8 protein-coding genes are annotated in these 14,091 nt (G+C 67.8%); 7 read left to right on the forward strand and 1 reads right to left on the reverse strand.

Annotated elements, in window-relative coordinates; genetic code table 11:
* The first annotated feature begins 81 nt into the window (after positions 1–81).
* The 3 genes from nusG (at position 82) to rplA (ending at position 2,441) form a co-directional block, all read left to right on the forward strand.
* On the forward strand, positions 82–909 hold the full coding sequence (gene nusG, locus EVU97_RS05900) for a transcription termination/antitermination protein NusG (protein WP_047310410.1): 828 nt from the start codon (positions 82–84) through the stop codon (positions 907–909).
* Between the two features lie 98 nt (positions 910–1,007).
* Positions 1,008–1,436, forward strand: a complete 429-nt coding sequence (rplK, locus tag EVU97_RS05905) for a 50S ribosomal protein L11 (protein ID WP_047310409.1) — start codon at positions 1,008–1,010, stop codon at positions 1,434–1,436.
* Positions 1,437–1,721: 285 nt separating this feature from the next.
* Positions 1,722–2,441, forward strand: coding sequence for a 50S ribosomal protein L1 (gene rplA / locus EVU97_RS05910; RefSeq protein ID WP_047310408.1), 720 nt, complete (start codon positions 1,722–1,724; stop codon positions 2,439–2,441).
* Between the two features lie 70 nt (positions 2,442–2,511).
* Here rplA and EVU97_RS05915 read toward each other — a convergent pair whose 3' ends face one another.
* The gene (locus tag EVU97_RS05915; protein ID WP_129664282.1) at positions 2,512–4,902 is read right to left on the reverse strand and encodes a lamin tail domain-containing protein; all 2,391 of its coding nucleotides are present in this window, start codon (positions 4,900–4,902) and stop codon (positions 2,512–2,514) included.
* Between the two features lie 402 nt (positions 4,903–5,304).
* Between EVU97_RS05915 and rplJ the strand changes: the two genes are divergently transcribed.
* From rplJ to rpoB, 4 genes are all read left to right on the forward strand, one after another.
* Positions 5,305–5,895, forward strand: coding sequence for a 50S ribosomal protein L10 (gene rplJ / locus EVU97_RS05920; RefSeq protein ID WP_047310406.1), 591 nt, complete (start codon positions 5,305–5,307; stop codon positions 5,893–5,895).
* A gap of 102 nt (positions 5,896–5,997) precedes the next feature.
* Positions 5,998–6,384: a 50S ribosomal protein L7/L12 gene (rplL, locus tag EVU97_RS05925; protein ID WP_129664284.1), complete on the forward strand. Its 387-nt coding sequence runs from the start codon at positions 5,998–6,000 to the stop codon at positions 6,382–6,384.
* A gap of 134 nt (positions 6,385–6,518) precedes the next feature.
* Complete coding sequence (locus EVU97_RS05930) at positions 6,519–10,034, forward strand: ABC transporter ATP-binding protein (RefSeq protein ID WP_129664286.1); 3,516 nt, start codon at positions 6,519–6,521, stop codon at positions 10,032–10,034.
* A gap of 467 nt (positions 10,035–10,501) precedes the next feature.
* Positions 10,502–13,987 (forward strand): DNA-directed RNA polymerase subunit beta, encoded by a 3,486-nt coding sequence (rpoB, locus tag EVU97_RS05935; protein ID WP_129664288.1) that lies wholly within the window; start codon positions 10,502–10,504, stop codon positions 13,985–13,987.
* Positions 13,988–14,091 lie beyond the last annotated feature (104 nt).

Here is a 14,091-nt window from a genome sequence, read left to right on the forward strand (position 1 = left end):
GCTTCGCGGGAGGCACGGGCGGCGCGCTTGTGTGGCGCACCACTTGAATGTAGTTCCCCTCATGTGAAGGAAGCAGGGTCGATGACCGAGCAGAACCCCGAGCAGCTCTCGCCCGCCGCTCGAGAAGAGGCCGAGTACGCGGCCGACGCCGCACAGACGCCGGACGCCGATCTCACGCCCGAGCTCGGCGAGATCGGCAAGCTGCCGACGGCCGACGAAGCCGACGAGGAGAACGCCGCGCGCACCGAGGACGAGGCGTCCGCTTCCGAGGACGGCGCCGACGAGGCTGCCGTCGACCCGCGCGAGGCCTTCATCGCCGACCTCAAGTCGCAGTTCGGTGACTGGTACGTCATCCACTCCTACGCCGGCTACGAGAAGCGCGTGAAGACGAACCTCGAGCAGCGCATCACGAGCCTCAACATGGAGGACTACATCTTCCAGATCGAGGTGCCGATCGAGGAGTACACCGAGATCCGCAACGGTCAGAAGAAGTCCGGCACGCGCGTTCGCATGCCCGGATACGTCCTCGTGCGCATGGACCTCACGGACGAGTCGTGGGGCGCCGTGCGTCACACGCCGGGCGTCACCGGCTTCGTGGGCAACGCCCACCAGCCGTCGCCGCTGTCGATCGACGAGGTCGTCACGATGCTGAACCCGACGTTCGACGAGCCGGAGAAGGCTTCCGACGCCGCTGCCACCGGAGGCGCCAAGGGCGGCTCGGGCACGGCCCCGGTTGCTGTCGACTTCACCGTCGGCGAGTCCGTCACCGTCATGGAGGGCCCGTTCGAGACGCTGCCCGCGACGATCTCCGAGATCAACGCTGACACCGCGAAGCTCAAGGTCCTCGTCTCCATCTTCGGCCGCGAAACGCCGGTCGAACTGGGCTTCAACCAGGTCGCCAAGATCTGATCAGCCCCACCTGTTCCTCTCGTCGCCCGTCCGGGTGACGAGGATGCAACCGGGTCATCGCCCACGGCGTCGGCCCACAACACGAAAGAGGTGGCACCATGCCCCCGAAGAAGAAGGTTTCCGGCTTCATCAAGCTGCAGATCCAGGCCGGCGCGGCTACGCCGGCACCGCCGGTCGGTCCGGCGCTGGGTCAGCACGGCGTCAACATCATGGAGTTCGTCAAGGCGTACAACGCCGCGACGGAATCCCAGCGTGGCAACGTCATCCCGGTCGAGATCACGGTCTACGAAGACCGCTCCTTCACCTTCATCACGAAGACGCCGCCGGCTGCTGAGCTCATCAAGAAGGCTGCGGGCGTGCAGAAGGGCTCCGGCGAGCCCCACAAGACGAAGGTCGCTCACCTGAGCAAGGACCAGATCCGCGAGATCGCCGAGATGAAGATGCAGGACCTGAACGCCAACGACATCGACATGGCCTCGCGCATCATTGCGGGAACGGCGCGCTCGATGGGTATTACCACGGACTGAAAGTGCACCGACGGAACGGACGCCGCGCGTTCGCTTCGTAGGTGACGATCCGGCGGTGTGCTTTCAGTCCAGAAAACATGGTCTGATTTCCACCGCCGTCGTCCTCGAAGGGCCTGGCTCACCGATTTCGGTGGGCTGGGCCCTTCGGCTATCCTTGAAGGGTTGCCCTTGTGGCATCAGCGGCGTTCGGAGCCTTTCCGTCCGTCGTGAACCTCACGGTTCGAAAGTGGTTGGGCCCGCGCTGGTCCGTACAACCACGACCTCCACCTGTTCCAAGGAGAACTCATGAAGCGCAGCAAGGCTTACCGCGCGGCCGAAGAGAAGATCGAGGCCGGCAAGCTCTACTCCCCGCTCGAGGCGGTTCGTATCGCCAAGTCGACGAACGAGACGAAGTTCGACGCCACCGTCGAGGTCGCGATGCGTCTCGGTGTCGACCCGCGCAAGGCCGACCAGATGGTCCGCGGCACGGTCAACCTGCCGCACGGCACGGGTAAGACGGCCCGCGTCCTCGTCTTCGCGAACGGCGACAAGGCAGCTGCGGCTGAGGCCGCCGGCGCCGACTTCGTCGGTTCGGACGACCTCATCGCCAAGGTTCAGGGCGGCTGGACGGACTTCGACGCCGTCGTCGCCACGCCGGACCTCATGGGCAAGGTCGGTCGTCTCGGTAAGGTCCTCGGCCCCCGCGGTCTCATGCCGAACCCGAAGACGGGCACGGTGACGATGGACGTCGCCAAGGCCGTCTCCGACATCAAGGGCGGAAAGATCGAGTTCCGCGTCGACAAGCACGCGAACCTTCACTTCATCATCGGCAAGGCCTCGTTCGACGAGCGCGCCCTCGTCGAGAACTACGCGGCTGCGCTGGAGGAGATCCTGCGCCTCAAGCCGTCCGCTTCGAAGGGTCGCTACATCACGAAGGCCACGCTGGCCACGACGATGGGCCCCGGCATCCTGCTCGACCAGTCGCGTACGCGCAACCTCATGGAGGAGTCGGGCGAGCAGGCCTGATCTTTCTCGTTGACGCACGAGGCCCCACCGAGTCGAACTCGGCGGGGCCTCTTGCGTTGTGCTGATCGGATCAGTTGGGGCGGATCTGCAGTCGCACCACCTGCGGGTCGTGGTCGGAGTCCTGGTCGGTGAACTCGCTGTTCGTGTGCACGATGTCGTAGCTGTAGGGCGCGCCCTTCCAGCCCTTGGGGCTGCGCGTCAGCTGCGGCGAGACGAGGATGTGGTCGAGGATCTGGCTGTTGCCCTCGTAGACGTAGCTGTAGCGCTCGTTCGCGGGGAGCGTGCGCGGCAGGTCCGTCATCGCGTTCGCTCCGGAGCCGACGAGGATGTCGGTGGTGCGGCTGAACTCGAAGTCGTTGATGTCGCCGAGGGCGACGATTCGTGCGTCGGGGTCGGCTGCGAGGAGCTGGTCGGTGAAGGTTCGCACCACCTGCGCCTGGGCGTGGCGCTGGGTCTCGGAGGAGCGAACGGGTTGCTGCCACCGACCGAACAGCGGGTCGTCGCCGCCCTTGGAGTTGAAGTGATTGGCGATGACGAAGACGTTCTCGCCGCGGAAGCGGAACTGGCCGACGAGTGGTTTGCGGGAGTCCGCGAAGGCGGGGTTCGTCGGGTCGATGCGGCCGGGGGAGACGGTGAGCGCCGTCTTCTTGCCGCGCCCGATGACCTGCGTGGCCGTCGTCGCGGACGGGTTGCCGGCGTCGACGAAGTCGATGTCGCGGTCGGTGCGGAAGAGGAAGACCTGACGGATGTTGCCGCCGGGCGCGCCCCCGTCCTGGCCGTCCTCGGGGTTGACCCACCGTGCCTCGTAGGCGGGACCGCCCCTGGCCTTGATCGTGTCGACGAGCTTGCGCACGGTGGTGGAGGAGTCCACGGTGCCGTCGTTCTGCACCCCGTTGTTGTCCTGGATCTCCTCGAGCGCGAGGACGTCGGGCGAGCGGAGGTTGGTCGTCACCTGGTTGGCGAGGCGGTCGTACTTGTCCTGCTGGTCGCTGGGCGCGAGATTCTCGACGTTGAACGTGGCGACGGCGAGCTGGTTGTTCGACTGTGCGCTCGTCGTCTCGCGGGTGAGGCCGGACGTCATGTGGCCGGCGGGCGTCGTGACGAGGACGTGGGGCATGGCGAAGGCGTAGTCCATGATGCCCATGGTCGTGCCCGTGTAGGTGTCGCCGACGTTGGCTGCGGGGATGGAGTTCGCCGGGATGAGCGAGTCGTCGAGAACGAGGCGCATGGCGTTGGGGCGGTCGTATCCGCCGTACACGACGCCGCCGCGCGGGCTGGTGGTGGCGCTGACGTTCTGGCCGGGCACGACGGGCGTCTCGCCGTAGCGCGCGTTCGTGGGGCCGACGGCGCGCGCATCGTCGAGAGCCACCTTCATGCCCTCGAGGGACTCGTTGAAGTCGATGGAGTGCCGGGCCGGGTCGAAGACGGCGGAGTCGTACTCGACGCTCTTGGGGTCGCCCGCTTCGATCGTCTGCTGCGGTGCGATGCGGTCCTTGCCGATCCACACGGCCGGAATCGCCTGGCCGTGGCCGGTGACGGAGACCTTCGGGCTCGAGATCTGGGTCGTCGTGAGGTTGTCGTTGCCGGATGCGCCGCCGGGGCGGAACTCGGTGACCACGCCGGCGACCTCGACGGCGTCACCGACGCTCTGCGCCGGCGCCGACCTGGTGTAGACGAAGACAGCATCGCTCGTGGCGTCGTTCTCGTCGCTGGGCGCCTGCATCCAGAAGCCGGTGCGCGAGGTCGCCGTGATGACACCGGCAACGCCGCTCACGCGCTGATCGCGCAGCGGGGAGAGGTGCGACGATCCCTGGATCTCCTGAATGGTCGTGGCCGATGGGGCTGGCGGCTGCACGGCAGAGCACGAGCTCGCGCCGGCGGCAGCGCCCGCCGGAGAGGGCGCCCCGGTGGCGAAGTCACTCGCGTTGTCGTCGGTGTCTGTGCACTCGCTGCGGCGTGCGACGGAGGTGGTGTTCGACGTCGCGGGAGCCGGGGCTCCTTCGGCGACCGCCGCATTGCCCCAGCCGACGAGGTCGACGGTGGCGCCATCGGCGTTGACGAGGGCGACGCGACCGGCGGAGGAGGACATGGGGATGCGGCCCGTCACGTCGGCGTTCGGAAGGGCCGCGGCCGAGGTGTTCGCTCCGTCAGCCTCCTGGACGAGGAAGTGATGGCCCGCCGGGACCGAGCCGGTGAGGGGCGTCGTCTGCGCGCTCGTGCCTGAGGCGGACCAGTACTGCACGCTCCACCCGGTGAGGTCGATCGCCGTGCCGGAGGCGTTGTACAGCTCGACGAAGTCGCTGCGCAGCGGAGCGCCGGAGTTGCCGCCGCCCCCAAAGACCTCGGAGACGAGGACGGTCGAGGACGCGGCTTGCGCGGGGCTGAACGCGGTGCCGAGCGCGCCGACCACGACGAGGGCGGTCGTGCCGGCGAGGAACCGGCGGGGAGGGTGCTGACCCATGGGGATGCCTTCCAAGGAGTTTTCAGGGTGCGCCGAAAAACATACGCTGCCAAAGGAGTTCGCGGAGCGCGCCCGATGCGTCCGGTGGATGAACAGCAGGTGTGCTGTCGACGACGTCCGTGCCGTCCGGGCAAGACGGCGCCCTCGATTTGGTCGCTGGCACCGCGCCCGGTAGTCTCTTGCGTACCAATGACCGCCGGTTGTCATGAGTTGCTTCTCGAAGCGGCGCACGACCGAAGGCCTCACGGAAGTGAGCAGCCCGCGCAGGTGAGCTAAGCCGTCCATCGTGATCGCCTCTTCGAGTGTGATCGTCGGTGACATACGAGCCTCAGCGCGCCTGCGCCTGAGGCTCTTTTTCATGTGCGCCCTCACGACTGGCATTCACCACCGAAGGAGGCACGCATGGCTACTGCCGCAAAGGATGCAGCCATTGCCGAGCTCGCGGACAACTTCCGCAACTCGGATGCTGCCGTGCTGACGGAGTACCGCGGCCTGACCGTGGCGCAGATCACCGATCTGCGTAACTCCATTCGTGAGCACGCCACTTACTCCGTGGTGAAGAACACGCTGACCGCTCGTGCGGCTGCCGAGGCCGGAGTCACGGCCTTCGACGGCCAGCTCCAGGGCCCGTCCGCTATCGCCTTCGTCACCGGTGACCCGGTGGAGACGGCGAAGAAGCTGCGTGACTTCGCCAAGGCCAACCCTCTCCTCGTCATCAAGGGCGGCGTCCTTGACGGCAAGGCCATGTCGGCCGAGGAGATCAACAAGCTTGCGGACCTCGAGTCCCGTGAGACCCTGCTCGCCAAGCTGGCCGGGGGCTTCCAGGCCTCGCTCAGCCAGGCGGTTTACCTCTTCGCGGCCCCGCTGTCGCAGAGCGCTCGTGCAATCGAGGCCCTGCGCGCGAAGGTCGAGACCGAGGGCCCGGTTTCCGACGCAGCTCCGGCTGCCGAAGAGGCCACCGCAGACGTCGCCGAGGGTGGCGACGAGGCCTGATCTCGACACCCGTCGAGCAGGTCGCACCCAACACAACGCCACTCACGGCACGGATCGCCAGAGAACATCTGCGATCCGACAAGAACAGAAAGGACGCCCATCATGGCGAAGCTCTCCAACGACGAGCTCCTTGAGGCTTTCAAGGAAATGACGCTCATCGAGCTCTCCGAGTTCGTGACGCTCTTCGAGGACACGTTCAACGTCACCGCTGCTGCCCCGGTTGCAGTTGCCGGTGCCGCTCCGGCTGCCGGTGGCGACGCTGCCGCTGCCGAGGAGAAGGACGAGTTCGACGTCATCCTGGCCGCTGCCGGTGACAAGAAGATCCAGGTCATCAAGGAGGTCCGCGCCCTGACGTCCCTCGGTCTGAAGGAGGCCAAGGACCTCGTTGACGGTGCTCCGAAGCCCGTTCTCGAGGGTGTCAACAAGGAGACCGCGGACAAGGCCAAGGAGTCCCTCGAGGGCGCCGGCGCCACCGTCGAGCTCAAGTGATCTCGTCCCAGGCTCGCCTGGGATCGTGAACTTCGACCATCGGGTCGCACCTGCGGGTGCGGCCCGATGGTCGTTTGTGTCGGGGCAATATTCGTGTGCGGTCGTCACCGGCTGCCTCTAGTGTGTTCCGGGCCATGAGTCAGCAGTCAGCGTCCGCCCCCACCCGATCGGCTTCCGAAGCCCATCGGGCTCCTGTCGACTGGCGACGCCTGCGTGGCCCCGCCGCTGTGATCGCGCTCGTTGCGCTGGCCGTCTCGTCGGTGGGTCCCTCGATCGCGGCGCTCCTCGCAGGGCGGCTCGCGGAACATCCCGAGGGCGGGCTCGTCGCGTGGCTGGCCGTGCTCCTGCTCGGCAGCGCCGTGCTCAACACGGTGGGTCGATACGTGTGGGCCACCGTCGTCGACCGGGCTGCCGGCGCGCTGCGCCAGGACCTCGTCGACGCCGTGCTCCACCAGCCCCTCGCGGCGCTGTCGGAGCAGGCCGTGGGAGAGGTGCTCGACCGCGTCGACGACGACACCCACGAGGTGAACAACCTCGTGCGCATGCAGCTGTGGATGGTGCTCAACACCGTCTTCGCGCTCGTGCCCATGTGGGTCGTGGCGGGCGTGTCCTGGACTCCCGCGTGGGTGATGTTCCCGCTCTTCGCCGCGGGGGCCTTCTGGCTCATCAAGCCCCTGCTGGGCAAGATCGCCGAGCGGAAGGTCATCGAGGAAGCCCAGTGGACAGAGCACGCCGCTGCGTTCGAAGAGGGCGTGGCCGCGCGTGACGACATCCGCACCAACCTCGGCCAGGGCTTCGTCCTCGCCAACATCGTGCGCCTGTCGTCGGTGGTGCACCGTCGTTTCCAGGACGTGCTGCGCCTCGAAGTCGGCGTCATCCTTCGCTCCGGGCTGACGCTGCATCTCCTGCTCGCCGTGGCGATGGCGGTCAGTGTCGTTCTCGCCTCGCGCGGTGACCTCGCGGTCTCGCAGGTTGTGACGCTCGTGCTCGTGACGAGCACCTTCGTCGGGCGGGTCGGGCGCCTCGCCGAGCAGCTTCCCGACCTGCAGGCCGGCCTCGGCGCCATCACCCGACTGCGTCAGCTCATGGCGGTCGAGCCCGAGCGCGTCGAGGGCGATCCGGTCCCCGACGGCGATCTCAGTCTCGAGTTCCGCGACCTCACGTTCTCCTACACGGGGGACGACGTCGTCCTCGAGAACGTCGACCTGCGGCTTCCCGCCGGTGCGACGCTCGCGCTCGTCGGGCGCACGGGTTCCGGCAAGTCGACGCTCGCGAGCCTCGTCTCCAGGGCCGTCGAGCCGCCTGCGAGCCAGGTGTTCGTCGGCGGACGTGATGTGCTCGAGCTCGACGTCGACGCCCTGCGCGCCGCTGTGGGGACGGTGACCCAGAAGACCGACATCCTCGCGGGCACGCTGGCCGAGAACGTCACGCTCTTCGGCGAGGCGGACAATGCCCGGGTGACGGCGATCATGGCCGAGCTCGGATTGAGCGACTGGGTCGAGGGACTGCCGAACGGCGTCGACACCCTGCTCGGCCCGGGAGGCATCACGCTCTCGGCGGGGGAGGCGCAACTCGTCGCCTTCGCCCGTCTGCTCGCACGCGACGTCGAGGTCGTCATCCTCGACGAGGCCACGGCGCGGATGGATCCGGTGACGGAGGCGCGCGTGGTCGCGGCGTCGGAGCGGCTGCTCAAGAACCGCACCGGGGTCATCATCGCCCACCGCCTCTCGACCATCGAACGCGCTGACTTCGTCGCGGTGCTCGATCGCGGCCGCGTGGCGCAGTTCGGCACGCACGACGAGCTGTCGCAGGCACCGGGCCACTTCAGCCGCCTCCTTGAGGCTGCGGAGGCAGCCGACGCTTCGGTACCCGAGGCCGATACGCCTGACGCGCCGTCGGCGCCGGACGATCAACCCGTTCTGCGAGCTCGTCGGCGCACTGACGTGCCTGCCGCTCGCAAGGTCGACCCCGCCCCTCCGCTGTGGCGGGGTATCCGTGACGCGCTCCTGGTCAAGCCCCTGTGGGGCGCCATCCCGGGGCTGGGCTTCCTCGCCTTCTCCCTCGTCGGTTCGGTGGGAGCCATCACCGGTTGGGTGTGGGGAACGACGGTCGAGGCCCTCGTCGCGGATGCTGAGTGGCGCCCCTGGCTCGTCGCCTCCCTCGTCGCGGTGCTGCTCGGGCCGGGCATCCTCGCGTGGGCCGTTTCGCGCTACCCCCGGTGGTGGATCGAGGTGCTCCTTCGAGTGCGACTCAACGTGCTGCTCGGTCAGACGGCAACGTCGCGGCTGGAGGCCACCCCGCCCGGCGAGGTCGTGGCCCGAGCGATGGACGCCGACCGCTTCGTGAAATACGCCGACCGCTGGGTCGACTTCCTCAACGGTCTGGCCATCGTCGCGGTGACGTCGCTCGTGTCCGGCACACCGCTCACCGGCGCTGTGCTCGCCGCCATCATGCTCGTCTCCGCTGCGGCTTCGGCCCTCGGGCGTCCCCTCGCGGGAAGTTCAGCCGCCGCGGCGTCGAAGAGCCGTGCCCGCTTCGGCCGGGCGCTGGTCTCCGTCGTCGAGTCGGCGCGCACCGTCAAGCTGGCGGGGCGTCTGCGGGAGGCGCGCGAGCACCTGCGCCAGGTGGACGCGGGCCGCGTCGACGCCGCCGTGCGTGAACACCGCATCGCCGCCGTGCTCCAGGGCGTTCCGCTCGTCGCGATCGAAGCCGGTGTCGTCATCGCCTGGGCCGGTGTCGTCTGGGACGTGTGGAGCCTCGCGACGGGCCTCCTCGTCGCGAACGCGGCGATGGGGTTCGAGTGGTTCGGCCAGGTGGCCAGCGCCGTGGTCACGGAGGCTCCCGGCACCCGGGCGTGGCAGCAGGCCACGGTGGCCTACGCGGGTGGTCGTGACATCACGTCGCTGCCGAAGGACGTCGACCTCGCGGCGGGCCGGGCCCCGGCGCCCCAAGAGGAGCCGGGGGAACCGCTCGAGAGCCTGCGCCTCGAGCACCTCTCGGCCGTGCACGACGACGGCACGCTGGGCGTCGAGGACGTCTCGCTCACCGTGGAGGCGGGCGAACTCGTCCTCGTCCTCGGTCAGGTGGGTTCAGGCAAGTCGAGCCTGCTCGGCGCGCTCGCCGGGCTCGTGCGCCACACCGGCGAACTGCGGTGGAACGGGAAGGTCGTCGAGGACGAGGAGAGCTTCCTGCGGCCGGGCCAGGTGGCGTACGTGTCCCAGACGCCCCGCGTTCTGTCGGGCACCTTCGGTGACAACATCCGTCTCGGTCTGCCGCGACGGTACGACGAGGCCGTCGCCGATGCCCGTCTCGTGCCCGACATCGAGCGGGCCGGGGGTGTCGATGCGCTGGTCGGTCACCGCGGCCTGCGGCTGTCGGGCGGGCAGGTGCAACGTCTCGCCCTGGCGCGCGCACTCGCCACCAACGCCGAACTCATCGTCGCCGACGACGTCTCGAGCGCCCTCGACGCCACCACCGAGCTGGAGTTGTGGAACGCGCTGCGCGAGCGAGGCTCCACCGTCATCGGGGCGAGTTCGAAGCGGGCCGCACTGGCCCGGGCCGACCGCGTCGTCGTGCTCGTGGACGGGCGCGTCGCCGCTGTCGGTCCGTGGTCCAGGCTGAGTGGGCGGTTCGGGGTTCTGGCGGGCTAGCCGGAGCCTCGGGCGCCCGCTCGGCGACCTGCCGCGAATCACCCGGATGGGGTGTCATCACGGGGGTATTGCCGGTCGCTCGGGCGCGGCGCGGTGTGGGTGCTTGACTGGCGAGCCCGGCTGAGCCATCCTCATGTGACTCAATACGAGCCTCGGGGGAGAGGCTCGTTCCATATCGACTCAGGTGGAGCGCGACGCACGAAGCGAACGCTCGACGACGTCGAACTTGCATGTCCCCGGCCGGGGGACTATTCTGCTATTTTGCGCTGCCTTGTCTCTGGGCACCCTCGAAAACCAACGAAGCACGACGACGAGATCGACTGTTCGACCGGCTGCGGCCGCGTCGCGTCCCGGTCACCACGACGGGTGGGTTCGATCCTCGCGCTCGAGTGCGTTGGGGTTCGGGTTCCGTCCGGGGCTGAGGGCACGTATTAGCCGCTCTGTTAGGCCTGTGGAAGGAACACTCCTTGGCTGCCTCGCGCACCGCGACCCAGACTCTGTCCTCGGCGAAGACTGCCTCCGGCCGTCTCACCTTCGCCAAAATTCGTGAGCCCCTCGAAATCCCGGATCTGCTCGCGTTGCAGACCGAGAGCTTCGACTGGCTCCTCGGCAACGAGAAGTGGCAGGCCCGCGTGGCCGCCGCCAAGGCCGAGGGCCGTGTCGACGTCCCCGAGCGCTCCGGTCTCGAGGAGATCTTCGAGGAGATCTCCCCGATCGAAGACTTCTCCGGCTCCATGTCGCTGAGCTTCCGCGACCACCGCTTCGAGGACGTCAAGTACTCGATCGACGAGTGCAAGGAGCGCGACATGACGTACGCGGCTCCCCTCTTCGTCACCGCCGAGTTCATGAACGCCGAGACCGGCGAGATCAAGAGCCAGACGGTCTTCATGGGTGACTTCCCGCTCATGACCGACCGCGGCACCTTCGTCATCAACGGCACCGAGCGTGTCGTCGTCTCGCAGCTCGTGCGCAGCCCCGGCGTGTACTTCGAGCGCAGCATCGACAAGACCTCCGACAAGGAGATCTACACGGCGAAGGTCATCCCGAGCCGCGGTGCCTGGCTCGAGTTCGAGGTCGACAAGCGCGACATGGTCGGCGTTCGCGTCGACCGCAAGCGCAAGCAGTCCGTCACCGTCCTGCTCAAGGCCCTCGGTTGGACCGAGGCTCAGATCCTCGAGGAGTTCGGCCAGTACGAGTCGATGCGCGCCACCCTGGAGAAGGACCACACGGCCGACCAGGACGCCGCGCTGCTCGAGATCTACCGCAAGCTGCGTCCGGGCGAACCGCCGACGCGTGAGGCCGCTCAGCAGCTGCTCGACAACCTGTACTTCAACGGCAAGCGTTACGACCTCGCGAAGGTCGGCCGCTACAAGGTCAACAAGAAGCTCGGTGTCGACGGCGGCCTCGAGGACTCGACGCTGTCGGTCGACGACGTCGTGGCCACCATCAAGTACATCGTCGCGCTGCACGCCGGCGAGGACACGATGAAGGGCAAGCGTCACGGCGAGGACGTCGACGTGCGTGTCGAGGTCGACGACATCGACCACTTCGGCAACCGTCGCCTCCGCAACGTCGGTGAGCTCATCCAGAACCAGGTCCGCACGGGTCTTTCCCGTATGGAGCGCGTGGTTCGTGAGCGCATGACGACGCAGGACGTCGAGGCCATCACGCCGCAGACCCTGATCAACATCCGCCCGGTCGTGGCGTCGATCAAGGAGTTCTTCGGCACCTCGCAGCTGTCGCAGTTCATGGACCAGAACAACCCGCTCGCCGGTCTGACGCACAAGCGTCGTCTCTCCGCGCTGGGCCCGGGTGGTCTCTCCCGTGACCGCGCCGGCATGGAGGTCCGTGACGTCCACCCGTCGCACTACGGCCGCATGTGCCCGATCGAGACGCCGGAAGGCCCGAACATCGGCCTCATCGGTTCGCTCGCGTCGTACGGTCGCATCAACCCGTTCGGATTTGTCGAGACCCCGTACCGCAAGGTCGAGAACGGCAAGGTCTCCGACGAGGTCGTCTACCTGTCCGCCGACGAGGAGGACACCTACGTCATCGCGCAGGCCAACGCCCCGCTGACGCAGGACAACGAGTTCGTCGAGGATCGCGTCATGGCCCGCACCAAGGGCGGCGAGGCGAGCGACGTCGCGCGCGACGAGGTCGACTTCATGGACGTGTCCGCACGTCAGATGGTCTCGGCCGCCACCGCGCTCATCCCGTTCCTCGAGCACGACGACGCCAACCGCGCCCTCATGGGTGCCAACATGCAGCGTCAGGCCGTGCCGCTCGTGCGCTCGGAGGCCCCGCTCGTGGGTACCGGCATCGAGTACCGCGCGGCACTCGACTCGGGTGACGTCGTGCGTGCGACGAAGGCCGGTATCGTGCAGGAGGTCTCCGCCGACCTCGTGACCGTCGCCAACGACGACGCCACGTACAGCACCTACCGCATCGCGAAGTTCACGCGTTCGAACCAGGGCACCTGCTACAACCAGCGTGTCGTGGTCACCGAGGGTGAGCGTCTGGAGGAAGGCGCTGTCATCGCCGATGGTCCCGCGACCGACGGTGGCGAGATGTCGCTCGGTAAGAACCTGCTCGTGGCGTTCATGCCGTGGGAGGGCTACAACTACGAGGACGCCATCATCCTCAGCCAGCGTCTCGTCCAGGACGACACTCTCTCCTCGATCCACATCGAGGAGCACGAGATCGACGCTCGTGACACGAAGCTCGGCCCGGAGGAGATCACGCGGGACATCCCGAACGTCTCCGAGGAGGTCCTCGCCGACCTCGACGAGCGCGGCATCATCCGCATCGGCGCCGAGGTCCGCGACGGCGACCTGCTCGTCGGCAAGGTCACGCCCAAGGGTGAGACCGAGCTGACGCCGGAGGAGCGCCTCCTGCGCGCCATCTTCGGTGAGAAGGCCCGCGAGGTCCGTGACACGTCCATGAAGGTCCCGCACGGCGAGACCGGCACGGTCATCGGCGTCAAGGTCTTCGACCGCGAGGAGGGCGACGAGCTTCCCCCGGGCGTCAACCAGCTCGTGCGTGTGTACGTCGCGAACAAGCGCAAGATCACCGACGGTGACAAGCTCGCCGGCCGTCACGGCAACAAGGGCGTCATCTCGAAGATCCTGCCGGTCGAGGACATGCCGTTCCTTGAGGACGGCACGCCGGTCGACGTCGTGCTCAACCCGCTCGGTGTTCCGTCCCGAATGAACCCGGGTCAGGTCCTCGAGCTGCACATGGGCTGGGCCGCATCGCGTGGTTGGGACATCGAGGGCACCCCGGAGTGGGCCGCCAAGATCCCCGAGGACGCGCGTCAGGCCGACGCCAACACGCGTATCGCGACCCCGGTGTTCGACGGTGCGCGAGAGGCCGAGATCCGCGGTCTGCTCGACTCGACGAACAAGACCCGTGACGGCGTGCGTCTCATCGACAACTCCGGCAAGGCGCAGCTGTTCGACGGTCGTTCCGGCGAGCCGTTCCCGGACCCGGTGTCGGTGGGCTACATGTACATCCTCAAGCTCCACCACCTGGTGGACGAGAAGATCCACGCCCGTTCGACCGGTCCGTACTCGATGATCACCCAGCAGCCGCTCGGCGGTAAGGCGCAGTTCGGTGGTCAGCGATTCGGCGAGATGGAGGTGTGGGCCCTGGAGGCGTACGGCGCCGCCTACGCGCTGCAGGAGCTGCTCACCATCAAGTCGGACGACGTCAGCGGCCGCGTCAAGGTGTACGAGGCCATCGTCAAGGGCGAGAACATCCCCGAGCCCGGCATTCCGGAATCGTTCAAGGTTCTCATCAAGGAAATGCAGTCGCTCTGCCTCAACGTTGAGGTCCTCAGCAGCGACGGCACGGCGATCGACCTTCGCGACTCGGAGCAGGAAGTCTTCCGCGCTGCCGAGGAGCTGGGTATCGACCTGTCGCGCCGCGAGCCGAGCAGCGTCGAGGAAGTCTGATCACGGCCAGACCGGGGCGCGCTCGTGCCGAGCGTGACGAGCGCGCCCCGGTCCCCGGCAGACGTTAGGTCCCGCGCCTATCGGCGTGCGGACAACCACAACAG

This window comes from Dermacoccus sp. 147Ba (genome assembly GCF_004151355.1).
GTDB classification, from domain to species: domain Bacteria; phylum Actinomycetota; class Actinomycetes; order Actinomycetales; family Dermatophilaceae; genus Dermacoccus; species Dermacoccus abyssi.

What these genes read in the sequence shown, in the direction of transcription:
- rplA (WP_047310408.1), top strand. Translation starts at nt 1,722, where the DNA reads ATGAAGCGCAGCAAGGCTTACCGCGCGGCCGAAGAGAAGATCGAGGCC.
- rplK (WP_047310409.1), top strand. Translation starts at nt 1,008, where the DNA reads ATGCCCCCGAAGAAGAAGGTTTCCGGCTTCATCAAGCTGCAGATCCAG.
- EVU97_RS05930 (WP_129664286.1), top strand. Translation starts at nt 6,519, where the DNA reads ATGAGTCAGCAGTCAGCGTCCGCCCCCACCCGATCGGCTTCCGAAGCC.
- rplJ (WP_047310406.1), top strand. Translation starts at nt 5,305, where the DNA reads ATGGCTACTGCCGCAAAGGATGCAGCCATTGCCGAGCTCGCGGACAAC.
- nusG (WP_047310410.1), top strand. Translation starts at nt 82, where the DNA reads ATGACCGAGCAGAACCCCGAGCAGCTCTCGCCCGCCGCTCGAGAAGAG.
- rplL (WP_129664284.1), top strand. Translation starts at nt 5,998, where the DNA reads ATGGCGAAGCTCTCCAACGACGAGCTCCTTGAGGCTTTCAAGGAAATG.
- EVU97_RS05915 (WP_129664282.1), bottom strand. Translation starts at nt 4,902, where the DNA reads ATGGGTCAGCACCCTCCCCGCCGGTTCCTCGCCGGCACGACCGCCCTC.